The sequence below is a fragment of the Pseudotabrizicola alkalilacus genome, from assembly GCF_003443995.1.
Classification (GTDB): Bacteria; Pseudomonadota; Alphaproteobacteria; order Rhodobacterales; family Rhodobacteraceae; genus Pseudotabrizicola; species Pseudotabrizicola alkalilacus.
Genome location: NZ_QWEY01000006.1, coordinates 43,555 through 66,618 on the forward strand (window position 1 = coordinate 43,555; position 23,064 = coordinate 66,618).

Consider the following 23,064-nt stretch of genomic DNA (forward strand, 5'->3'; position numbering starts at 1 on the left):
CTCAGCCGCGCAACCGCGCGTTGGCCGCATCCCACGCCGGCCCCTCCGGCAACACCTCTGCCGCGACCCGGTCGCCAAAGATCTCAACCTCCACCACCGTCCCCGGCACCGCCAGATCAGCCCGCAGCATCCCAAGCCCAAGGCACGCCCCGACCCGGTGGCCCCAGCCCGCGCTGGTGACCTCGCCCACCACCGTCCCCTGATGCCAGAGCGTCGCCATATAGGGCGGGTCCAGATCCCCCGCCGCGACCCGCAGCGTGACAAAGCGCTTTGTCACCCCCGCCTGCTGCTGCGCCAGCAGCGCCGCCCGGCCCCGGAAGTCCGGCTTTGACCAGTCCACAAAGCGCTCCAGCCCGCCCTGCAACACGGTGTAATCGGTCGACAGATCGCCCTTCCACGCCCGATAGCCCTTCTCGATCCGCAAGCTGTTCAGCGCGAACATGCCAAAGGGCCGCAGCCCATGCGCCTGCCCCGCACGCCAGACCGCATCCCAGACGCCGGGGGTATCGCCAACCCGCGAATGAACCTCCCAGCCGAGTTCGCCTGCGAAACTGACCCGCATCAGCAGCACATCCGCCCCGGCGATCCGAGCCTCCTGCCAGGTCAGCCAGGGCCGCGTCAGATCGGCATCGGTCACCCCCGCCAGCACGTCCCGCGCCTTTGGCCCGGTCACGATCTGCGTGCTCCAGGCGTCGGTCTGATCTTCCAGCACCAGCCCCGGCGCCAGATGCCGCATCAGCCAGGCCTTGTCATGGTCCTGCGCGGTCGCTGCGGTGATCAACATAATCGCGTCTTCGTCCAGCCGCGCGACACTCATCTCGGTGATGATCCGCCCCTTGTCATCGGCGAAATAGGCCAGCCCCAGCCGTCCCACCCCCGGCACCCGCCCGGTGATCTGCTGCGCCAGCCACTCTGCCACGCCCGGCCCCCGGATCACAAAGCGCGAAAACCCCGGCAGGTCGAGGATGCCGCAGGCATCCCGCACCGCCGCGCACTCCGCCTTGACCGCCCGGAACCACGGCCCCTCACGCGCCCATGTCTGCTGCGACGCCTCAGAGGTGTCATCGCCGTCCGCGGCGTACCAAAGCGCCCGCTCCCAGCCGTTATACGGCCCGAACTGCGCGCCCAACGCGGCGACCCGGTCATGCACCGGGCTCAACTTCTTCATCCGTCCCGCAGGCCAGACGTGATGCGGGAAATGCATGGCATATTCATGCCCGTACACCTCCATCCCCTTGGCCACGCAGTAATCGTGATCCTCAAACCCGGTGAAGCGGCGCGGATCGCACGACCACATGTCCCATTCGGTCGCACCCTCGGTCACCCATTCCGCCAGCACCTTGCCCGCGCCCCCGGCCTGACAGATGCCAAAGGTGAACACGCAGGCCTCAAAGGCATTGGGCACCCCCGGCATCGGCCCGATCAGCGGGTTGCCGTCGGGGGTATAGGGGATCGGCCCGTTGATCACCTTTTGCAGATTGGCCTGTGCCAGCAGCGGCACCCGCGCCATGGCGTCGGTGATGTGCCACTCCAGCCGCTCCAGATCGTCGGGGAACAGCTGAAAGCTGAAATCCTCCGGCATCGGGTCATCAGGCGTTGCCCAATGCGCGCGGCAGGGGTTTTCATAAGGGCCAAGGTTAAAGCCCATCTTTTCCTGCCGCAGGTAGTAAGAGCTGTCGACATCGCGCAACAGCGGCAGCTTGTGGCCGACCTCCTTTGTCCAGGCCTCCAGCTCGGGGATGGTGTCAAACAACAGGTACTGATGGCTCATCACCATCATCGGCACCCGGCGGCCAAACATCCGCCCCACCTCGGCGGCATAATAGCCGCCCGCATTCACCACGAACTCCGCCCGGATCTCGCCCTTGGGCGTGGTCAGCACCCATTCGCTCCCGGTCCACGCGGCCTGCGTCACCGGACAGAACCGCTCGACATGTGCGCCCATATCCCGCGCGCCCTTGGCCAGCGCCTGCGTCAGCTGCGCCGGATCAATATCGCCGTCATAAGGATCATACAGCGCCCCGCTTAAGCCTGCCGTCTGCACAAAGGGATAGCGCCCGGCAATCTCGTCCGGCCCCAGCACCGCCAGATCCATCCCCTGTGCCGCGCCCATCCCGGCCACCCGACGGAATTCCAGCAGCCGCTCCGCGCCATGCCCCAAGCGAACCGAGCCGGTCACGTTGTAATTCATCGGATAGCCGACCGCCTCGCCCAGCCCCCGGTATAGCCCCGCCGAATAGCGCTGCATGTTCATGATCGACCAGCTTGACGAAAACGTCGGCACATTGCCCGCCGCATGCCAGGTGCTGCCCGCCGTCAGCTCGTTCTTTTCCAGCAGCACACAGTCGCGCCAGCCGGCCAGACCCAGATGATACAGGCAGGACGCGCCCACAGCACCACCCCCGATGATCACCACGCGCGCGCTACCGGGCAAGCCTGCCATGCTGTCTCTCCTGTACCAGTCGCCGCCACTATCTGCGTGCGCGCGGGAGCTTTCAATTCGCCTGTATGCCCGCTATTGATCGGAAATCCCGATCAGCTTCATCTTGGCTGAAATGCTCCGGGTATGGACATCGGTTCGCCATCGGTTCAAGGACCGATGGCCATGGGGGCAACGCTCCCTGGTTTGCCACAGGACCAGCCCATGCAAATCGAGCTCATCGACACCTTCCTCGACCTTATCGAAACCCGCAGCTTCAACCGCAGTGCCGAGCGTCTGGGGCTGACCCAGTCCACCATTTCCGGCCGGGTCGTCGCGCTGGAGCAGGCGCTTGGCGCGCGGCTGTTCACCCGTTCGCGCGCGGGCACGCAACTGACCACCGAAGGGCTGAAATTCGAACCCCACGCGCGCCTGCTCCGGCAGGAATGGATGATGGCGCGGCGGGCGGTGACCGACAGCGGCACGGCGGCGCTCACCCTGCGCATCGGCATCCAGAATGATCTGGTGCCTGCCCATCTGGGCGCGCTGATTGCGGCCTTCCGCGCGCTGCTGCCGCAGGCGGCGCTTTATGTCGAACCCGATTACTCGACCCAGATGTGCGCCGATCTGGTCACCGGGGCCTTGGATTTCGCCATTTTGTTCACGCCAAAGCCGCAGCCCGATCTGTATTTCGACTCGCTGCCCGACATTCCCTACCGGCTGATCTCGACCGACACCGCCAACCTGTCCGCCATCACGCCCGAGCGTTACGTCTGCGCCAATTTCTCCCCCGCGTTCGAGACGGCACATAGACAGCACCTGCCACATCTGAGCGCCGCGCCGCTGTCGGTCGGGCAAAGCAGTGCCGTAGCGCTCTTGCTGACCCATCTGGGCGGGTCGGGTTATGTGATGGAAAGCCACGCCCGCGATCTGGTGGCGGCGGGCGGGTTTCAGATGGTCACGGACGCCCCGGTGATCCGCCAGCCGGTCTATGCCGCGATGCACCTGCGCAACCGCACCGGCACCACCCACAAGCGGATGGCAGAGGCCGCGCGCCGCAGGCTGCAAGCCGGCGGCGCGCGGTAGTGCTGTGACCGAAGGGGCGGCGCGGAGCCGATTGGCAAAGCACGGGACGGCGGCAAGACCGGCGCTTCCCTCCCCCCTTGTGGGGGAGGGAGAGGGTGGGGGGGCGATGGCGTTGCCGTGGCGGGGTTAACCCCGCCCTACTCCGCTGCCACGCTCGGGTTGTTGGGATGCGTGGTCCAGTTGGCGTAATCGCCCACCGTATCCCCGGTGCGCGGGTCCACCGCGCCCTTTGGCATCTCGGTCATGGTGATGCAATTCTCCACCGGGCAGACGTTGACGCACAGGTTGCAGGCGACGCAGTCTTCATCCTTCACCTCGAACACCCGGCCCGGCAGCATCGCAATCGCCTGATGGCTGGTATCCTCGCAGGCGGCATAGCAGCGGCCACATTTGATGCACAGATCCTGATCAATCTGCGCCTTGGTCACATAGTTCAGGTTCAGGAACTGCCAGTCTGTCACATTCGGCACCGCACGCCCGACCAGATCGGCGGTCGAGGTCATGCCCTTGTCATCCATGTACTGCGACAGGCCCGAAATCATCTCCTGCACGATCTTGAAGCCATAGGTCATTGCCGCCGTGCAGACCTGCACATTGCCCGCGCCAAGCGCCATGAACTCTGCCGCATCGCGCCATGTGGTCACCCCGCCGATGCCGGAAATCGGCAGGCCATGGGTCTCGGGCGACCGCGCAATCTCGGCCACCATGTTCAGCGCAATCGGCTTCACCGCCGGGCCGCAATAGCCGCCATGGGTGCCCTTGCCGTCGATCATCGGCTCGGGGCTGAAACTGTCGAGGTTAACGCTCGTGATCGAATTAATGGTGTTGATCAGCGAAACCGCATCCGCCCCGCCGCGCTTGGCGGCTTCGGCAGGCTTGCGGATGTCAGAGATGTTCGGCGTCAGCTTGACGATACAAGGCATGCGCGAGTGCTGTTTGACCCAACGCGTGACCATCTCGATATATTCCGGCACCTGCCCCACAGCAGACCCCATGCCGCGCTCGGCCATGCCATGCGGGCAGCCAAAGTTCAGTTCCACCCCGTCAGCCTCGGTATCCTCGATCCGGTGCAGGATGTCTTTCCACGATTCCTCATCGCAGGGCACCATCAGCGAAATGATCAGCGCCCGGTCCTTCCAGTCGCGCTTGACCGATTTGATCTCGCGCAGGTTCACCTCCAAGGGTCGGTCGGTGATCAGCTCGATGTTGTTCAGCCCCAGAAGCCTGCGGTCCGCGCCCCAGATCGCGCCATAGCGCGGGCCGTTGACGTTCACCACCGGCGGCCCTTCAGAGCCAAGGGTTTTCCACACCACGCCACCCCAGCCTGCTTCAAAAGCGCGGCGGACGTTGTATTCCTTGTCCGTGGGCGGGGCCGAGGCCAGCCAGAACGGGTTGGGGGATTTGATGCCGATGAAATCGGTTGTCAGGTTTGCCATATCAATCTCTCCGTAGGGCGGGGTTCAGCCCGCCACCCCCATCAGGGACACATGAATCGCCTCTGCCGCATCCCGGCCCTGCGCGACAGCGGTCACGGTCAGGTCTTCGCCCCCGCCCGTGCAATCGCCCCCGGCCCAGACCCGCGCTGGCAATCCGGCAATCTTGCCGCCCTCCAGCGCAGCCCCCGCCGGCACACCGCTCAGGGTCTGTCCGATGGCCTTGAACACCTGATCGGCCTTCAGCCGGAATGTCTCGCCGGTCGGCTGCAGCCCATCGGCGGTGTCGGCCACATAGCCGAACTCCACCTCGCGCACCGCACCATTGCCATGCACCGCCACCGGGGCGGCGTTGCAGATGATCCGCACGCCGACACTGGTCGCATGCTCCTGCTCGTAGCCTGACGCGCTCATCCTGTCCTGACCGCGCCGGTAGACGATGGTGACGTTTTCCGCCCCCAGCAGCTTTGACTGCACGGCGGCATCCACCGCCGTCATCCCGCCGCCGATCACCACCACATCGCGACCCACCGGCAGCGTGGTCAGATCATCGGTCTGGCGCAACTCGGCGATGAAATCGACGGCATTGGCCACGCCTGCCTTATCCTCGCCCGCCGCGCGCAGGGCATTCACGCCGCCCAGACCGATGCCCAGAAACACCGCGTCATGCATGGCAAGCAGGCCCTCCAGCTTAATATCCCGGCCCAGTTCCACCCCGGTCTGCACCGTGATGCCGCCGATCTGCAGCAGCCACTCCACCTCCCTCTGCGCAAAATTGCCGGTCGATTTGTAGCTGGCGATGCCGTATTCGTTCAGCCCCCCCGCCTTGGCGCGGCGCTCATAGACCATCACCTCGTGCCCGTGCAGCGCCAGCCGGTGCGCGCAGGCCAGACCCGCAGGCCCCGCCCCCACCACCGCCACCGTCCGGCCGGTCGCAGCCGCGCGGGCAAACGGATGCAAGCCGCGCGCCATCGCCGTATCGGTGGCAAAGCGCTGCAAGCGCCCGATCTCCACCGGCTTGCCCTCGGCCACCTCGCGCACGCAGACCTCTTCGCACAGCGTCTCGGTCGGGCAGACACGGGCGCACATGCCGCCCAGAATGTTCTGAGTCCAGATCGTGGTCGCCGCAGACTCCGCGGTGCCAGTCGCGATCTGGCGGATGAACAGCGGAATATCGATGCTGGTCGGGCAGGCCGTAACGCAAGGCGCATCATGGCAGAAATAGCAGCGATCAGCGGCGACATGCGCCTCATGCTGATCCAGTGGTGGTTCGTGGTCGGCAAAGTTCCCGACGATCCTGTCGGCTGGCAGGCGCGCGGGGGCAATGCCGGGCGTCAGCGGGCTGTTGGTCATGGGCGGTCGTCTCCCTGTTTTTATGATCTTTGAGAAAAAGCTGGCACAGGTCCATTTTTTTATCAAATGGTAAATTTTACTGCGCCACAAAATTTCGGGATCGCGCCATCAGACTGCCCAAAAATTGCACAGCCGAAAGGGTGCTTTTCTCGCCCGAAAACGCGGGCTATAAGCGGACAGCCCCGACCGAGGCCTTTGCGCCATGGTAAGACGGTCACCAACTGGCATAAACGCCAATAGAGGACGGCATGAGCAAACATTCCCCCGACGCAGATGTGGCCTTTATCTCGGCCCTTGCAGAGCTTCTGAACAAGAACGAACTGACCGAGCTGAGCGTAAAGCGCGAATATGGCGAGGATGACAGCCTTGAGGTGCGCGTGGTCAAACAGGCCAATATCGTCACCACCCAAGTAGCTGCCCCCGCCCCGGTCTATGCCGCAGCGCCGGCTCCGGCCTCCGCTCCGGCAGCAGCCGCAGGCAATGATGACCCGGCCCAGCATCCGGGCGCAGTCACCTCGCCCATGGTCGGCACCTGTTATCTGGCGGCTGAACCCGGTGCGACGCCCTTCATCACCATCGGCGCCACCGTGGCCGAGGGGCAGACGGTTCTGATCATCGAAGCGATGAAGACCATGAACCACATCCCTGCCCCGCGCGCCGGCACCATCAAGCGCATTCTGGTCGAGGATGGCACCGCCGTTGAATTCGGCGCGCCCCTGTTGATCATCGAGTGACGCCGATGTTTGAAAAAATCCTGATCGCCAACCGGGGGGAGATCGCGCTGCGCGTGATCCGCGCCTGCCGCGAAATGGGGATCAAATCGGTCGCCGTCCACTCAACCGCTGACGCCGATGCCATGCATGTGCGCATGGCGGATGAGTCGATCTGCATCGGCCCGGCCTCCAGCACCGAAAGCTATCTCAACAAGGCCGCCATCATTTCGGCGTGCGAGATCACCGGCGCACAAGCCGTGCATCCGGGCTACGGCTTCCTGTCCGAAAACGCCAGCTTTGCGCAGGCCTTGCAAGATCACGGCCTGACCTTCATCGGCCCCAATGCCGAACATATCCGCATCATGGGCGACAAGATCACCGCCAAGGTCACCGCGATGGAACTGGGCATACCGGTCGTGCCGGGGTCCGATGGTGGCGTGCCCGATTTCGAAACCGCGATCGGCGTGGCGGAAAAGATCGGCTTTCCGGTGATCATCAAGGCCACCGCAGGCGGTGGCGGGCGCGGCATGAAGGTGGCAAAGAATGCCGCCGAACTGGAAGTCGCCTTCCGCACCGCCCGGTCCGAGGCCAAGAACGCCTTTGGCAATGACGAAGTCTATATCGAGAAATACCTGCAAAAACCGCGCCATATCGAGATTCAGGTCTTTGGCGACGGCAAAGGAAACGCCGTGCATCTGGGCGAACGCGACTGCTCCTTGCAGCGCCGCCACCAGAAGGTGTTCGAAGAGGCCCCCGGCCCGTCGATCACCCCGAAAATGCGCGCTGATATCGGCAAGATCTGTGCCGAAGCCGTGGCCAAGATCAACTATATCGGCGCGGGCACGGTCGAATTTCTGTATGAAGACGGCAAGTTCTACTTCATCGAGATGAACACCCGGCTGCAGGTCGAACACCCGGTCACCGAATACATCTTCGGCGTCGATCTGGTGCGCGAACAGATCCGCGTTGCCTCTGGCATGTCGATGTCGTTCACGCAAGACGAGCTGGAAATCAACGGCCACGCCATCGAGGTGCGGATCAACGCCGAAAAACTGCCGAATTTCTCGCCCTGCCCCGGCAAGGTCCAGATGTTCCACGCCCCCGGCGGCTTTGGCGTGCGGATGGATTCGGCGCTCTATTCCGGCTATTCGATCCCACCCTATTACGACAGCCTAATCGGCAAGCTGATCGTGCATGGCCGCGACCGGCCCGAGGCGCTGGCCCGCCTGCGCCGCGCTTTGGGAGAGCTGATCATCGACGGGGTCGAGACCACGGTACCGCTGTTCGATGCCCTGCTGAACGAGCCTGACATCCAGTCGGGCGAGTACAACATTCACTGGCTGGAAAAATGGCTGGCTGCCCAGTTCGGCTAAGCCCTGCCGGGGGGGCGACCCGCCCCCCCGCCGCCTGTCCCGTCCCGGCTGCGCGGCTGACATGACGGGCAATCGACAGATCACCCCCCGACTGTTGTTGCAGGCCTATGCGATGGGAATCTTCCCGATGGCAGACTCCGCGACATCGCAGGACATTCACTGGGTCGACCCCAAACGCCGGGGCGTGTTCGATCTGGACCGGTTCCACATTTCACGCTCGCTGCGCCGCGCTGTGCTGCGCGACCAGTATCAGGTGGCGGTAGACACCGATTTTTCCGGCGTGGTCGCGGCCTGTGCCGACCGCGCGGAAACCTGGATCAACCCCCCGATCTTTGCCCTGTACGAGGCGCTGCACCGCGAGGGCCGCGCGCATAGTCTGGAGGTGTGGGAGGGTGAGCGGCTGATCGGCGGCGTGTATGGCGTGGTGCTGGGGTCGGCATTCTTTGGCGAATCGATGTTCTCACGCCGTACGAATGCGTCAAAGATCGCTCTGGCCTGGCTGGTACACCGGTTGCAGGCGGGCGGGTTTACGCTGTTCGATACCCAGTTCCTGACCCCACATCTGGCCAGCCTTGGCGCGACGGAAATCCCACGCGCCGAATACCACCGCAGGCTGGACCGCGCCCTGCGCCAGAAGGCGCGGTTCGATCCGCCCGGCTATGCGCCTTATCCTTCGTTGATCTCTTCCAGCGGCGCGTCCGGGTCTTCCTCTGGCTCGGTCACCTCGGGGGCGACGAAGCCGGAGTCGCAGGACAGCACCCAAATATCATAGCGCGGGTGATCCATCGCCGACAGCGCCGGACTGGAGGCCAGCATCCAGCCGGTAAACATCGGCCGGGTGGCGGTGGTATCCACCACGGTCACATGCGCCTGCGCATCCGCCGCCGGGTTGTCGCGGGGAAAGCGGCATTCATCGAGCTGCACCGTCAGCCGCCCCAGCGCCACCGACTGCCCGCGCGACAGCGACAGATCCTGCACCCGGCCCGTCACCTTGTCCAGAAACCGCAGCGTGCCACCGGGGGCGGACGCCATGTCCTGCGCCGCCAGCGGCACGGGGGCCAGCATCAGCGCCAAGAGCAACAGCCGTTTCATTCCGTGCCCGCCTCTGCGCCCGCCGGGGTATCCGAGCCGCCGCCGACAAATTTCATCAGCAGGGTGATCAGGCTGACAGCGCCTTGGGTATCCTCGATCTCATCGCCAGGTGCCAGGTTGTCCAGCGACCCGCCGGGAACGATCTCGACAAAGTTGCCGCCAAGCAGTCCTTCGGAGGAAATCAGGATCGCGCTGTCGTCTGGCAACAGGATATCACTGCGCAGCCGGATCGTAGCATCGGCAAAAAAGGTCTGCGGGTTCAGACGCAGATCGCTGATGGTGCCGACCTTGATCCCCGCCATCCGCACGTCAGAGCCGACGCTGATCCCGTCCATGGCGCGAAAGCTGGCGGTCAGCGGATAGGTTTCACCCACCCGCGCCATCAGCCCGGCAGAATTTGCAGCATAGGCCAGAAAACCCACCGCCACCGCCAGCACCGCAGCGCCCGCCAGAATTTCAGCGCGTTCAGAGGCCATTATTCTGGCTGCCACGCTTCGTAATCGGTACGGGCCACAGGCGCCGGACGACGCAGCGACCCGGCAGGCGCATAAGCCCCTTCGGTTCCGGTCAGGTTTTCCTGATGGGGCTTTTCCCAGACCTTATGGGTCAGAGGGGCCTTGGTCGGCGGCTGATCCCAGGTGAAATGCAGCCAGCCATGCCAGTCGGGCGACACGCGTGAGGCTTCCATCTCGCCATTGTAGATGATCCAGCGCTTTTTCGCGTCAGCGGTCTGATAATAGATGTTGCCCTGATCATCCTCGCCCACCTTTATGCCTTTGCGGGCGGTAAAGATCTGGGTGCCAATCGTCTGGCCGTTCCACCAGGTGAGCAGGCGCTTGAGGAAATACATCGGGAGCCTCCGGTTGCTTGTGTCTGATATGGCGGAAATGGCGGGCAAGGTCTAGGGGCCGCGCGCGCCCTGCACCGCCAGCGGGCGTTTGCGCGATTTTTCGCAGAAAAATCATCCCTGCCACAAGATCGAATTTTCTGCGAAAATTCAAAAGCGCGGGACCAGCCCGCGCCTTTGCATCCTTCGGTCCCCGTCAGTCAGCCTGCACTGGCGGTTTCTTTTTTCTTCGGTGCTTCGGTATAGACCAGCATCGGCTTGGCCCCGGCGTTGACCGCCTCTTCCTTGACCACGACCTCCTGCACGCCCTCCATCCCGGGCAGCTCGAACATGGTGTCGAGCAGGATATCTTCCATGATCGAGCGCAGACCGCGCGCGCCGGTCTTGCGCTTGATCGCGCGCCGCGCAATCGCCACCAGAGCGTCGGGGGTAAAGGTCAGCTTCACGCCTTCGATATCGAACAGGCGCTGATACTGTTTGACCAGAGCATTCTTGGGTTCGGTCAGAATGGTGACCAGCGCCGGCTCATCCAGATCGGTCAGCGTGGCTATCACCGGCAGACGACCGACAAATTCCGGGATCAGCCCGAATTTCAGCAGATCTTCCGGCTCCAGCTCCTTGAACAGCTCTCCCACACCGCGCGAGTCCGGGTCTTTCACGTCGGCGCCAAAGCCGATGCCCGACCCTTTACCCCGCTGGGCGATGATCTTTTCAAGCCCGGCAAAGGCCCCGCCACAGATGAACAAAATGTTGGTGGTGTCGACCTGCAGGAATTCCTGCTGCGGATGCTTGCGCCCGCCCTGCGGCGGCACCGATGCCACGGTGCCTTCCATGATCTTCAGCAGCGCCTGCTGCACGCCCTCGCCCGAGACATCGCGGGTGATTGAGGGGTTGTCGGATTTGCGGGTGATCTTGTCGACCTCGTCGATATAGACGATTCCGCGCTGCGCCCGTTCAACGTTGTATTCTGACGCTTGCAGCAGTTTCAGGATGATGTTTTCGACATCCTCGCCGACATAGCCCGCTTCGGTCAGCGTGGTGGCATCAGCCATCGTAAACGGCACATCCAGAATCCGGGCGAGGGTCTGGGCCAGCAGGGTCTTGCCACAGCCGGTGGGGCCGATCAGCAGGATGTTGGATTTTGACAGCTCGATATCGGATTTGGATGAATGGTTCAGCCGCTTGTAATGGTTGTGAACCGCGACCGACAGCACCCGCTTGGCATGAATCTGGCCGATCACGTAATCATCCAGCACCTTGCAGATATCGCGCGGTGTCGGCACCCCATCGGTGGATTTCAGGCCGGTGGCCTTGGTCTCTTCACGGATGATATCCATGCAAAGTTCCACACATTCATCGCAGATAAATACGGTGGGACCGGCAATCAGCTTTCGCACCTCGTGCTGGCTTTTGCCGCAGAAGGAACAGTAAAGCGTGTTCTTGCTGTCGCCGGAATTGTTCGCCATGGGTTTCCTCAAGCCTTGTCAGGACAAGTCTAGGCCAAGCCCGGACCCTCCACAATGTCAAATCGCCCCCCGGACGCATGGTCCGGGGGGCAAGGTGTCACTTCGTCGTGTCATCCACTTTGCCACGGCTGGCCACGATCTCGTCGATCAGGCCCCAGGCTTTGGCATCTTCGGCGGACATGAAGTTGTCGCGCTCCAGCGCCGCCTCGACCGTCTCATAGGAATTGCCGGTGTGGTGAACGTAGATCTCGTTCAACCGGCGCTTGAGCTTTTCGGTCTCGCGGGCGTGAATCATGATATCCGTCGCCTGCCCCTGATAGCCGCCGCTTGGCTGGTGCACCATGACCCGGCTGTTGGGCAGGGAAAAGCGCATGCCCTTTTCACCGGCGGTCAGCAGCAGCGACCCCATCGACGCCGCCTGCCCGATCACAAGGGTTGAAACCTTGGGTTTGATGTATTGCATGGTGTCATAGATCGACAGGCCAGAGGTCACCACACCGCCGGGGCTGTTGATATACATGCTGATTTCCTTTGACGGATTCTCCGCCTCCAGAAACAGCAGCTGGGCGCAGATCAGCGACGACATGCCATCATGCACCGGGCCGGACAGAAAGATGATCCGCTCCTTGAGCATGCGCGAAAAGATGTCATAGGCCCGCTCACCCCGGCTGGTCTGTTCGACAACCATGGGGACGAGGGTGTTCATGTAGTGATCAACGGGGTCGCGCATGGGGCCTGCCTCTTGGATGTCTGATAGGTGAATACGGGGCGGTCGTTGACAGAGTCTTAGTAGGGCGATGCGGGGGCTGCAAGGGCAGGCGGCTTTTTCGTTTCCGCAAGGCCCAGGGCAAGGCGACGAATCATGACATGCGGCGGGCTTGATCACAGCCCCGTGTGCGCTAGCTCCCGCTGACCATGCAGATGACACCCACCTTTTCCGCAGCAACCCGCGCCTGCGCCCTTGCGCAACTGGCGCAGTTCATCCCCCATGCAGGCAGCGCCTATGCAAAGCACCGCAACCTGCACCGGCCCGGCCACCCGCATGTCTCGCAGCTCTCCCCCTATCTGCGCAGCCGGTTGCTGACCGAGGCCGAGGTGATCCGGGCCGCACGTGACGCACATGGCGACAGCGCCGAGACCTTTGTCGCCGAAGTGCTTTGGCGCGCCTATTGGAAAGGCTGGCTGGAGATACGGCCGCATGTCTGGCGCGAGACTCAGGCCGGTGTGGCGGCATCTCTGGCCCGGCTGGACCGCGACCGCACTCTGGCCCACACCTATGAGGCCGCCTGCACCGGACAAACCGGCATTGACGGCTTTGATCACTGGGCGCGCGACCTGACCGCGACCGGCTATCTGCACAACCACCAGCGGATGTGCTTTGCCTCGATCTGGCTCTACACCCTGCACCTGCCCTGGCAGCTGGGGGCGGATTTCTTTCTGCGACATCTGCTTGATGGCGATCCCGCGTCGAACACCCTGTCCTGGCGCTGGGTCGCCGGGCTGCACACGCCGGGCAAGCAGTATCTGGCTCAGGCCGAGGTGATCACCACACTCAGCGACGGCCGATACTGGCCCAAGGGTCTGGCACAAAGGGTTTTTCCGGTTGCCGCCCCGCCCAGCCCGGTTCCCGGCCCCTGCCCGCAGGGCGGGCTGTGGAACCGCAACCTGCCGACGGCGCTGTTGCTGCACGAAGACGATCTGTCACCCGACTGGCTGCTGCAGGCTGGGTTGCGCCCGCTGTCAACCGCCTTTCTGCTGGCCCCCGGTGCCCGTTCCCCCCGTCCGGTTTCTCCGCTCATCGGGGATTTCCTGCGCCGTGCGGTCACCGATTGCAGCCGCCGTCTGGCCGCAGATCTGTCGACCTTGCATGGTCCGGTACAGGGGCCGGGCGCGGTCGATGCGCTGGTGGCCTGGGCGCGGCAAAGCGGGGCTGTCCAGATCGTGACCCCGTTCGCGCCGGTCGGCCCGGTCGCCAGCCTGCTCGCATCACTTGACACCAGACTGGCGGCGGAAAACATCCGTCTGGTCCGGGCAATGCGGCCGTACGATGCCGCGCTCTGGCCGCATGCAACGCAGGGTTTTTTCCGCTTTCACCAGACAGCACGCCATCTGATACAGCAGGGGCTGGTCTAGTCACGCCCCGAAGGCGCATCAAAAAATTCGCGCCGGCCCAGCACAACACGGGCTGCGGCTGTGACCAGACACAAGCCGCCAAACACCATCGCAGCCGCTGGGAACATCGCGGGAAACAGGCAAAGCAACGTAAAGAACACAATCGTTTCGGTGCCTTCAAGCAGGCCCACCGCATAATACAGCGACTTTTCCCCCTGCTGCGTCGTGCTCATCCGCCGCTTTGCGGCAATGATCGCATAGCCCAGAAAACTGGCCGCATTTGTGTAAAATGCTGCCAATAAAAACGCCCCCGCCACACCGTTTGCCTGCGGATCACGCAGCACAAAGGCCAACGGAATTGCCGCATAAAACACAAAGTCGCAGAAAATATCGAAGTATCCGCCGAAATCGGTCTTGAACGTCGCCCGCGCCACCGCGCCATCCAGCCCGTCCAGCACCCGCCCGATCAAGAGCGGCACCAGCGCCAGCCAACCCGGCAGACCGCCTGCAATCATCCCCGCCGCCGCCAGCCCGAACCCCAGCCCCAGCAGGGTGATCCCGTCTGCCGTCGCCCCGCGCGCCGCCAGCCAGCGCCCGGTACGGTTCAACGGCGGGTCGATCAGGCGGCGCATGGCTCCGTCAAGCATGGCAGAACTCTCCTTGATGGCCCGGATCATTGCCGCGCCTCGCCCTGTCGTCCAGCCCCATCCGGCCTCACGAACGGTTGTTTGCAACGAAATAGGCTTGCGCGCCGGGCTGTGCCTTGCCTATCCCGAAGCTATATCCCGCGACAAGCGGACAACAGGCCGCTTAAAGGCCGTCACACAGGGGTTCCCATGCACCGACGCCATTTCCTGATCGCCACCGCCGCCCTCTTTGCCCTGCCCGCGCAAGCGCAGACCAACTGGGACAGCATTCTTGATGCGGCAAAGGGGCAGACGGTCTATTGGCATGCCTGGGGTGGTGATCCGAAGATCAATGATTTCATCGCCTTCGTCGGCGGACAGGCACAGGCCCGGCATGGTGTGACCATCGAGCATGTCAAACTCGCCTCCACCGCCGATGCGGTCGCGCGGGTGCTGGGGGAACGCGATGCGGGAACGGTCACGGGCGGCGCGGTGGATCTGATCTGGATCAACGGCGAGAATTTTGCGGCGATGAAGGATCAGGGCCTGCTGTTCGGCCCCTTTGCGGAAAGCCTGCCGAACTGGCCACTGGTGGATGTAGCGGGCAAGCCTGCCGTGGTCACCGATTTCACCCTGCCGACCGAAGGGTATGAATCGCCCTGGGCCATGGCGCAGTTCGTGTTCGAATATGACACCGCCCGCCTGCCCGAACCGCCGCGCAGCCTGAACGCGCTGAAAGACTTTATCATCGCCAACCCGGGCCGCTTCACCTATCCGCAGCCGCCTGATTATCTGGGCACCACATTCCTCAAGCAGGTGGCTTACGGCACGCTGGCCGACCCCTCGGTGATGCAGCAGCCGCTGGATGAGGCCACGTATGAGGCAACGGTCGCCCCGATGTGGGACTGGCTCGATGCCGTCACACCAGCGCTGTGGCGTGCGGGCAAGGCCTATCCGCAGAACGAACCGGCGCTGGGGCAATTGCTGGCTGATGCCGAGGTCGATATCGGCTTTGCCCTCAACCCCGGTCGCGCCAGTGCCGAGATTGCTGCCGGAAACCTGCCCGACACGGTGCGCACCTTCACCTTTGAGGACGGCACCATCGGCAACGCGTCATTTGTGGCGATCCCGTTCAACGCGGCGCATCAGGCGGGCGCGCAGGTGGTGGCAAACCTGCTGCTGGACCCCGAGATTCAGGCCCGCGCCCAAGACCCGGATGTGCTGGGATTTCAGACGGTTCTGGACCTTTCTTCACTTTCAGACTCAGACCGCGCCCGCTTTTATGCGCTGGAACTGGGTGTCGCCACCCTGTCACCTGCCGATCTTGGCCCCGCCTTGCTGGAGCCGCATGGCAGCTGGATGGTGCGGATCGGGCAAGACTGGATGCAGCGCTACGGCGTCGCCCAATGATCACCGGCGGCCCGCTGCGGTGGGCCCCCCGGCTGACACTGGCGCTGCTGGTGGTGCCGGTGGCGGCGGGCCTGCTGGGCACGTTGATTCCGGCATTTTCCAATGATGCCAAAGGCTTTCGCGCCCTTCTTGACTGGCCCGGCCTGTCGCCTGCGGTCTGGCTGTCGCTGACCACCGGCGTTGCCGCCACCGCCCTGTCGCTCGCGGCCACGCTGCTGCTGGTCGCCAGCCTCTGGGGCACGCGGGTCTTTGCGCTGATCCAGCATCTGCTGGCCCCGCTGCTGTCGGTTCCCCATGCCGCAGCGGCGCTTGGGCTGGCGTTTCTGATCGCGCCGTCGGGCTGGATTGCGCGTCTGTTGTCGCCCTGGGCCACCGGCTGGACCCAGCCGCCGGATCTGCTGATCCTGAACGACCCTTACGGGGTGTCGCTGACGCTGGGGCTGGTCACCAAAGAGGTGCCGTTCCTGTTTCTGATGACCCTCGCCGCCCTGCCGCAAGCCGATGTGGCGCGGCGGATCAATGTGGCGCAAAGCCTGGGCGCGGGGCGGATCGCGGCTTTTGTCATTTCGGTATTGCCCAGCCTTTACAGCCAGTTGCGCCTGCCGGTTTATGCGGTTCTGGCCTATTCGATGACCGCGGTGGAAATGGCGATGATCCTGGGCCCGACCCGGCCCGCCACCCTGTCGGCGCAGGTGGTGATCTGGATGGCCGACCCGATGCTGACCGGGCGGGCCACTGCTGCCGCCGGGGCGGTGTTGCAGCTGGCGGTGGTCATCGCGGCGCTGCTGGCCTGGGTTCTGGCCGAGCGTATCGCCGCGCTGGTCCTGATCCGCCTTGCCGAAGGCGGCCTGCGCGCCCATGCGCTTGACGCGGTCGCGCGCGGGCTCGCGGTGCTGACCGGCACGGCTACGGCGGCGGCACTGATCCTTGGGCTGGCCGGGCTGGCGGTCTGGTCGGTGGCCGGGCTGTGGCAGTTCCCCGATGCCCTGCCCGCCTCGCTGTCGCTGAAAACATGGATGCGCGCCGCCCCCGATCTGGCCAGCACCGGCGGGTTGACGCTGCTGATCGCCGCCGCCGCCACCGCGCTGTCGCTGGCGCTGGTGCTGGCCTGTCTGGAGGCCGAGCACCGCTATGCGCTCTCGCCGCAGACCGGCGCACTCTGGGTGCTGTACCTGCCGCTTCTGGTGCCACAGGTCGCGTTCCTTCCGGGCTTGCAGATCGCCGCTCTGCGCAGCGGGGTCGAGGGGCATTGGCTGGCCGTGGCCGCCGCCCATCTGGTGTTTGTTCTGCCTTACGTCTTTTTGTCGCTCGCCCCCGCATGGCGTGCCTGGGATCCCCGCGTCTCGGTCGCCGGTCTGTCCTTGGGCGCTACCCCGGCGCGGGTGTTCTGGCGCCTGCGCCTGCCGATGCTCCTGCGCCCGGTGCTGACGGCGGCGGCGGTGGGGCTGGCGGTGTCGGTCGGACAGTATCTGCCCACGCTGCTGATCGGCGGCGGGCGGGTCGAGACCCTGACGACCGAAGCCGTTGCCCTGTCCTCGGGCGGCAACCGGCGGCTGATCGGCACCTATGCCCTGTTGCAGATGGTACTGCCCGCGCTTGGCTTTGCCCTCGCGTTGCTGGTGCCTGCGATGCTGTTCCGCAACCGGCGTGGCATGGCGGTGAGCGCATGACCGGCGTGCTGGAGCTGCAGGATCTGCAGATCACCCAAGGCCAGACCCGGGTGGTGGCGCTGGACCTGACCATCGCCCCCGGCGAGGTGCTGACGATCATGGGCCCGTCCGGATCGGGCAAGTCCACCGCGCTTGCCGCGATCATGGGCACGCTTGCCCCTGCCTTCCGCACCACAGGCCGGGTGATTCTGGCCGGGCGCGACATCACCACCCTGCCCCCGCACCTGCGCCGGGTTGGCCTGCTGTTTCAGGATGATGTGCTGTTTCCCCATCTGTCGGTCGGGGCCAATCTGGCCTTTGCGCTGCCACCCTCGGTCAAAGGGCGGATCGCCCGGCGCGCGCTGGTTGACGCCGCACTGGATCAGGCCGATCTGTCCGGCTTTGCTGCGCGCGATCCGGCCACGCTGTCGGGCGGTCAGCGCGCCCGTGTGGCGCTGATGCGCACCCTGCTGGCGCAACCCTGTGCGCTGCTGCTGGATGAGCCGTTTTCGCGGCTGGATGCCGGTCTGCGCGCCCAGATCCGCAGCTTTGTGCTGTCGCGCATCCGCAAGGAGGGGTTGCCGGCGGTGCTTGTGACGCATGACCCGGAAGATGCACAGGCTGCAGGCGGCCGTGTGGTGACCCCGCTCGGCATTCCGGTCAAGCTTTAACGGGCAAGGATCAACTCGGCCCGCAGCCCACCCAAGGCTTCGGACCGGCCCAGTACCAAACGGCCACCATGACTGCGCGCCACATCGGCGGCAATCGACAGGCCCAGCCCCACGCCGCCGCCCCGGTTCGGGTCGCGTGCCGTTCCCAACCGGGTAAAGGGGGCCATCGCAGCCTCGCGCTGCGCCTCGGGAATCCCCGGTCCGTTGTCCTCCACCGTAAAGCGCAGGCTGCGCTCATTGGCCGAGAGTGTCAGGCGGACGCTGTTGGCATGACGAAAGGCATTGCCGATCAGGTTTTCGACCGCCCGCTGCACCGCCTGCGGCCGCAGGCGCAGCATGACCGGCGTTATCAGCCGCGACTCCCAGTCAAGGCTATGGCCTGACCGCGCCACATTGTCGACGATGCGCGCGGCGATTTGCGCTGGATCAGCCTCGACCGGCTCTTCCATCGCATCGCCCCGGACAAAGGCCAGGAACTCATCCACCAGCCGCTCCATCTCGCGCACATCCGACAGCAGCGCCTGCACTTCGTCATCCTCGGGCAGCATCGACAGGCCAAGCCGCAGCCGGGTAATCGGGGTACGCAAGTCATGGCTGACCCCCGACAACATCAGCGTGCGGGTTTCAATCGCGCGTTCGATCCGCAAGCGCATGTCCAGAAATGCCGCCCCCGCCGCCCGCACCTCCAGCGCGCCACGTGGACGGTAAGGCACGGCCTCGCCCTTGCCAAACGCCTCTGCCGCCTCGGCCAGACGCTTGATCGGCCGCAGCTGATTGCGCAAAAACATATAGGCGATCAGCGTCATCAGCACCGAGGCCAGCATCATGATCACCAGCAGCTGATGCGGATTTGACGCAGACACCCGCGTTCGCGACAGGGAAAACAGAATCGGCCCGTGGCGGGTTTGTTCGGCTAGCAGAACCGTGCCCCTTATGCTGGCCAGATCAATCGACAGCACATTGGGCAAACGCTCGCGCAACTCCGCAATCACCGGACGGGCGGTCAGATCCGCCCAGTCGCGCCGGTCGGTTGTCGCAACAGACCGCACAGGCAGTTCAACCCCGATCTCCACCGCCCCGGCCAGCGGCTGCACGGCCGCAAGCGCCGCCTCTACGCTGCCCGCCGCTTCCACCGCGTCGCGCATCAGCGCCAGCTCCATCACCACCCCGTGCACCAGCTGCTGCGTCACGCCTTCAAAATGGCGCTGGATAAAGGCGATCGAGACGATCAGCTGAATCGTGACCGTCGGCACGATCAGGATCAGCGCGGCACGGCCAAACAGGCTGCGGGGCAAAAAGGGCTTGAGGCTCAGGCGCATCCGGCTAGCCTAGCCGGGCAATACGGTAAATGAAAGCGGGCAACGATGCAGGCGGGTGTGGCAGAGCAGGTTGCAAAGGGCATCCGCCGGATTCTGGCCCCCAACCCGTCAGCAATGACCGGGCCGGGAACAAATACCTATATCCTCGGCCATGGGGCGGGCGTGATCGTGGTCGACCCCGGCCCGGCAGAGGAACAGCACCTGGCAGCCATATTGGCGACCCTTGATCCGTCTGAACGAGTCACCGCGATTCTGGTCACCCATGCGCATAAAGACCATTCCGCCGCCGCTCCCCGGCTTTCTGCCCTGACGGCGGCACCCGTCTTTGCCTTTGGTGATGCGTTGGCGGGTCGCAGCCCGCTGATGCAGCGCCTGGCTGACAGTGGCTTTGTCGGCGGCGGTGAAGGTGTCGACCTCAGCTTCCGCCCCGACCGGCAGCTGACTGATGGCGAGGGGCTGATCTGTGGCGACGGCCTGTTGCGGGTGATCCATACGCCCGGGCATATGGGCGGCCATATCTGTCTGGGCTTTGGCGATGTGCTTCTGTCGGGCGATCATGCCATGGGCTGGGCGTCGAGCCTGATCTCACCGCCCGATGGCGACATGGCGGCCTATATGGCTTCGCTCGACCGGCTGCTGACACGCCGCTGGAGCCTGATGCTCCCCGGCCACGGCCCGGCCGTGACCGAAGTCGCCGCGCGCCTGCAGGCACTCTCCGACCACCGCCGCGCCCGAGAAGCCGAGGTGATGGCGGTTCTGCGCGCAGCCCCTGCCACCCCCGCCGACCTGACCCGCCGGATTTACCACGACATCCCCGCCGGATTGCACGCAGCGGCCACCAGAAACGTGCTGGCGCATCTCATTGATCTTGCGGCCAGAAACGCTGTTATCTGCCGGGATCTTCCCGGCCCGGACACAATCTTCACCCGATCTGACCCGTTGTAACGATTTTTCCGGAAATCCCCTTTACGCCCCCAGAACCACTTGCTATACGGCCCACGTGTTCCGGCGTAGCTCAGCGGTAGAGCAGTTGACTGTTAATCAATTGGTCGTAGGTTCGATCCCTACCGCCGGAGCCAAGTTCCTAAAATCTAATGGGAAATCAACGGGTTGAGAGTTCGCTCTCAACCTGTTCCCGTTCGTCTCGCCCTCTGTGCCCAATGTCGCGGTTTTTGCTGCGCACAAAGAGTCGGAGCCAGAGAATGGGACGCATCGCCTATCTCTCCAAACGCGGCAACATCTGGTGGTTTCGCCGCCGCCACCCCGCTATTGTCATCCCATCGCCACAAAACCCACAAGTTTCAGGGCTTTGTGTCGGTTTGACAGGCAAAGCCCAAGCAAAGGGCCATCTTGCTATCAGCCTTCAAACCTCGTCATCGCGCGAAGCGCGACTGCTGGGCACGAGGCTATCGGACCATTTTGAACGGGCATGGGCATTTTTTGAGGCTGGGGCTTACAGGATGACAGAACAAGACGACCCGCTGGATACGATGGCCCTCATGCTGACCGAAGGCTTTCGCAAATACATTACACATTACCGAGCATCAGGCATGTCGGGCATGGCACCGGGCGTCCGCGAACGCGCCTTTGCGCGACTGGACGCAGAACTGCGGGAGGCGCTTGGGATTGAACCCTTGCCATATGCCGACATGCTCACCCGCGTCGAGATAAAGCCCGGTATAAAATACATCGTATTGAACGATCCTGACCCCAACGCGCCTATGACACCCGAAGACGAGTTCCACGAGCGCATGGCTGCCCAAGCCGAGGCGGAAGACGCAGCCACACGAGGGTTTGCCGCAGACGCATACTCCGTTGCGCAGGCGATGGACCCAGCCGACATCCGGCTCATCGACCCGGAAGACGAGGATTCAGTCAATCGCTTGGAAACGATGGCGGACGGCTTCGGTCGCCTCTTGGACCAATACCTTGTGTCCTGTGAAATATCCGGGCTGGACCCGAAGGCAGAAATGCCGTCTGCGCAGCAGATCGCCAAGAATCTTCACCGTGCCGCCCTTCGGCTTGGCCTGCCGAAACAAACCCCGAACAGAGCAGACGAAATCCCAATCAAGGCCAAGCCGGCATTGAGCAACGAACCCTTCACCATCTTCGCTGAAAAATATCTTGCCCTGCGTTGCCAAGGCTACACGCTGCGCCGCGAGGACGAGTCGCCCCATGCCGCAACTGGCACAAACTTTGAACGGACATCACTGCGAAACTGGCAGTCCTCCGTCCGGGTGTTTTCGGAGATTGTGGGAGATCTGCCCCTGTCCGAGATTTCCAAGGAAGAGGTCATCGAGTTCAACACGTTGATCCAGCGCCTTCCCGCAAACTTTGGAAAGTCCTCCCGAGACAATCGCAGCGCGCGACAAGTCATCGAATATACAGATGACCGAGAGCCGCTGGAAATCGCAGAAATCATTGAAAAACTACGCGCCCAAGGACGCCCCGCCGCCGAAATCGAAGACGTCGTTGCCGCAGCACGGACGAAGCGCATCTCTGCTACCACCATCAAGCGGCACCAGACGGCCCTTCAAAGCATCTTTGAACATGCCTTGGCGCAGCAAATGATCACCACCAATCCATTCAAGGGACGATTGCTGACCGAAGCAGAGGTCAAGCGTTGGAAGATGAGTGCCGCGCGGGTGGAACGGCTTGGTTGGGGCGACTCCATCTACGCTCTGCTCGAGTCAGAGGTGTTCACCAATCCCCTTGCCGACATTGGCGAGCCGCTGTTCTGGGCACCCCTCATTGCCATGTATGCCGGTTTGCGCCTTGAAGAAATCTGTCAGTTGCGGGTGCGAGATTTCGCAAAGGAAAATGGCATCATCTTCGTCGCAGTCCAAAACGAACTTGGGTCTCAACTTGTCAAGAGTGCTAACAGCATACGCCGCGTCCCGCTTCACAAAGCCCTCATTGACATCGGGCTGCCCAAACTGGTCGAGTTGCGACAGCAGGCAGGCATGAGCCGCTTGTTCCCTGACATGCCACGCTCAAAATCCAAAGGCACGATGAGTGCGATCATGAGCAAGCGATTTGGCTATTACATCCGAAGTCGCGGCATCAAAGATGATGGCCTTGATTTCCACGCGTTGCGCACCGAGTTCCTCGTGCGCCTGACCCGCGCCAAGGTTCCTGATCATGTACGCAAAGGGCTGATGGGCCACGAACAGACAGATGTGACTCATAGAAATTATTTCCGGGCAGGCGAGACCATCGAAGACATGAAAGAATATGTGGATCGCATCGACATTGACCATCGGAGCATCACCCCACCTTTCGGTGCGTACCTCTCCCCCGAACGCCTTCCCCTCCGGCTGGTGCGGTAGGCAGGAAGCGACGGACAACCGGACGGACGGACACGCCCCTATGGGGGCGTGTCCGTCCGTCCGGTCGGTCGCTTCTGGGCTCTCCAAAGATTTTTCGGTTTTGGAGCACAAATCGTTTTTCGTCTTGCCAACACAAACCCATCTCCCCTTCGCGACGAAGAACCGT

Annotated in this window: 20 protein-coding genes and 1 tRNA gene; 11 read left to right on the plus strand and 10 right to left on the minus strand. The window is 63.7% G+C overall.

Features of this window, described 5'->3' with window-relative positions; all coding sequences use genetic code 11:
* Nucleotide 1: 1 nt before the first annotated feature.
* Nucleotides 2–2,443 carry a GcvT family protein gene (locus tag D1012_RS11815; RefSeq protein WP_118152445.1) on the minus strand — a complete coding sequence of 814 codons (2,442 nt, stop codon included), beginning with the start codon at nucleotides 2,441–2,443 and terminating at the stop codon, nucleotides 2–4.
* A 201-nt stretch (nucleotides 2,444–2,644) separates the two neighbouring features.
* Between D1012_RS11815 and D1012_RS11820 the strand changes: the two genes are divergently transcribed.
* The gene (locus D1012_RS11820) at nucleotides 2,645–3,505 is read left to right on the plus strand and encodes a LysR family transcriptional regulator (protein WP_118152447.1); all 861 of its coding nucleotides are present in this window, start codon (nucleotides 2,645–2,647) and stop codon (nucleotides 3,503–3,505) included.
* A 137-nt stretch (nucleotides 3,506–3,642) separates the two neighbouring features.
* On the opposite strand, the gene preA is transcribed toward D1012_RS11820, so the two are convergent.
* Both preA and D1012_RS11830 read right to left on the minus strand, forming a co-directional pair.
* The gene (preA, locus tag D1012_RS11825) at nucleotides 3,643–4,941 is read right to left on the minus strand and encodes an NAD-dependent dihydropyrimidine dehydrogenase subunit PreA (protein WP_118152449.1); all 1,299 of its coding nucleotides are present in this window, start codon (nucleotides 4,939–4,941) and stop codon (nucleotides 3,643–3,645) included.
* A 24-nt stretch (nucleotides 4,942–4,965) separates the two neighbouring features.
* A complete protein-coding gene (locus D1012_RS11830; protein ID WP_118152452.1) occupies nucleotides 4,966–6,291 on the minus strand; it encodes an NAD(P)-dependent oxidoreductase in 1,326 nt (441 codons plus the stop codon).
* A gap of 248 nt (nucleotides 6,292–6,539) precedes the next feature.
* Here D1012_RS11830 and accB point away from each other — a divergent pair, with 248 nt between their 5' ends.
* The 3 genes from accB (at nucleotide 6,540) to aat (ending at nucleotide 9,149) form a co-directional block, all read left to right on the plus strand.
* Nucleotides 6,540–7,025: an acetyl-CoA carboxylase biotin carboxyl carrier protein gene (accB, locus tag D1012_RS11835; protein WP_118152454.1), complete on the plus strand. Its 486-nt coding sequence runs from the start codon at nucleotides 6,540–6,542 to the stop codon at nucleotides 7,023–7,025.
* A 5-nt stretch (nucleotides 7,026–7,030) separates the two neighbouring features.
* Nucleotides 7,031–8,377, plus strand: coding sequence for an acetyl-CoA carboxylase biotin carboxylase subunit (accC, locus tag D1012_RS11840; protein WP_118152456.1), 1,347 nt, complete (start codon nucleotides 7,031–7,033; stop codon nucleotides 8,375–8,377).
* Between the two features lie 61 nt (nucleotides 8,378–8,438).
* On the plus strand, nucleotides 8,439–9,149 hold the full coding sequence (aat, locus tag D1012_RS11845) for a leucyl/phenylalanyl-tRNA--protein transferase (RefSeq protein ID WP_118152458.1): 711 nt from the start codon (nucleotides 8,439–8,441) through the stop codon (nucleotides 9,147–9,149).
* Here the strand turns inward: aat and D1012_RS11850 are convergent.
* The 5 genes from D1012_RS11850 to D1012_RS11870 all read right to left on the minus strand — a co-directional run bounded on the left by D1012_RS11850 (nucleotide 9,044) and on the right by D1012_RS11870 (nucleotide 12,512).
* On the minus strand, nucleotides 9,044–9,469 hold the full coding sequence (locus tag D1012_RS11850) for a DUF2155 domain-containing protein (RefSeq protein WP_118152460.1): 426 nt from the start codon (nucleotides 9,467–9,469) through the stop codon (nucleotides 9,044–9,046). The two genes, aat and D1012_RS11850, sit on opposite strands and share 106 nt — an antisense overlap.
* Nucleotides 9,466–9,945, minus strand: coding sequence for an outer membrane lipid asymmetry maintenance protein MlaD (gene mlaD / locus D1012_RS11855; RefSeq protein WP_118152462.1), 480 nt, complete (start codon nucleotides 9,943–9,945; stop codon nucleotides 9,466–9,468). Before mlaD ends, D1012_RS11850 begins: the two co-directional genes overlap by 4 nt.
* Nucleotides 9,945–10,319 (minus strand): NADH:ubiquinone oxidoreductase subunit NDUFA12, encoded by a 375-nt coding sequence (locus D1012_RS11860; RefSeq protein WP_118152464.1) that lies wholly within the window; start codon nucleotides 10,317–10,319, stop codon nucleotides 9,945–9,947. Before D1012_RS11860 ends, mlaD begins: the two co-directional genes overlap by 1 nt.
* A 197-nt stretch (nucleotides 10,320–10,516) precedes the next feature.
* Entirely contained in the window at nucleotides 10,517–11,782 is a 1,266-nt protein-coding gene (gene clpX / locus D1012_RS11865; RefSeq protein ID WP_118152466.1) for an ATP-dependent Clp protease ATP-binding subunit ClpX, read from the minus strand.
* 97 nt (nucleotides 11,783–11,879) lie between these two features.
* Nucleotides 11,880–12,512, minus strand: coding sequence for an ATP-dependent Clp protease proteolytic subunit (locus D1012_RS11870; protein ID WP_100198188.1), 633 nt, complete (start codon nucleotides 12,510–12,512; stop codon nucleotides 11,880–11,882).
* A 191-nt stretch (nucleotides 12,513–12,703) separates the two neighbouring features.
* Between D1012_RS11870 and D1012_RS11875 the strand changes: the two genes are divergently transcribed.
* Nucleotides 12,704–13,915: an FAD-binding domain-containing protein gene (locus tag D1012_RS11875; protein WP_118152839.1), complete on the plus strand. Its 1,212-nt coding sequence runs from the start codon at nucleotides 12,704–12,706 to the stop codon at nucleotides 13,913–13,915.
* Here D1012_RS11875 and D1012_RS11880 read toward each other — a convergent pair.
* Complete coding sequence (locus D1012_RS11880; protein ID WP_118152841.1) at nucleotides 13,912–14,541, minus strand: CDP-alcohol phosphatidyltransferase family protein; 630 nt, start codon at nucleotides 14,539–14,541, stop codon at nucleotides 13,912–13,914. The two genes, D1012_RS11875 and D1012_RS11880, sit on opposite strands and share 4 nt — an antisense overlap.
* Before the next feature lie 189 nt (nucleotides 14,542–14,730).
* Between D1012_RS11880 and D1012_RS11885 the strand changes: the two genes are divergently transcribed.
* Genes D1012_RS11885 through D1012_RS11895 form a run of 3 tightly spaced genes read left to right on the plus strand, consistent with a single transcriptional unit; the run spans nucleotide 14,731 to nucleotide 18,250 of the window.
* Complete coding sequence (locus D1012_RS11885) at nucleotides 14,731–15,930, plus strand: ABC transporter substrate-binding protein (protein WP_118152468.1); 1,200 nt, start codon at nucleotides 14,731–14,733, stop codon at nucleotides 15,928–15,930.
* Nucleotides 15,927–17,600, plus strand: coding sequence for an ABC transporter permease (locus D1012_RS11890; protein ID WP_118152470.1), 1,674 nt, complete (start codon nucleotides 15,927–15,929; stop codon nucleotides 17,598–17,600). The genes D1012_RS11885 and D1012_RS11890 overlap by 4 nt, the downstream gene beginning before the upstream one ends.
* Complete coding sequence (locus D1012_RS11895) at nucleotides 17,597–18,250, plus strand: ATP-binding cassette domain-containing protein (protein ID WP_118152472.1); 654 nt, start codon at nucleotides 17,597–17,599, stop codon at nucleotides 18,248–18,250. Before D1012_RS11890 ends, D1012_RS11895 begins: the two co-directional genes overlap by 4 nt.
* Here D1012_RS11895 and D1012_RS11900 read toward each other — a convergent pair.
* Nucleotides 18,247–19,569 carry an ATP-binding protein gene (locus tag D1012_RS11900; RefSeq protein WP_118152474.1) on the minus strand — a complete coding sequence of 441 codons (1,323 nt, stop codon included), beginning with the start codon at nucleotides 19,567–19,569 and terminating at the stop codon, nucleotides 18,247–18,249. The genes D1012_RS11895 and D1012_RS11900 overlap by 4 nt on opposite strands.
* Nucleotides 19,570–19,614: 45 nt before the next feature.
* Here D1012_RS11900 and D1012_RS11905 point away from each other — a divergent pair, with 45 nt between their 5' ends.
* From D1012_RS11905 to D1012_RS11915, 3 genes are all read left to right on the plus strand, one after another.
* Nucleotides 19,615–20,514: an MBL fold metallo-hydrolase gene (locus D1012_RS11905; RefSeq protein ID WP_118152476.1), complete on the plus strand. Its 900-nt coding sequence runs from the start codon at nucleotides 19,615–19,617 to the stop codon at nucleotides 20,512–20,514.
* A 59-nt stretch (nucleotides 20,515–20,573) separates the two neighbouring features.
* A tRNA-Asn gene (locus D1012_RS11910) sits at nucleotides 20,574–20,648 on the plus strand.
* A gap of 123 nt (nucleotides 20,649–20,771) precedes the next feature.
* Nucleotides 20,772–22,898 carry a tyrosine-type recombinase/integrase gene (locus D1012_RS11915; protein WP_158569325.1) on the plus strand — a complete coding sequence of 709 codons (2,127 nt, stop codon included), beginning with the start codon at nucleotides 20,772–20,774 and terminating at the stop codon, nucleotides 22,896–22,898.
* Nucleotides 22,899–23,064 lie beyond the last annotated feature (166 nt).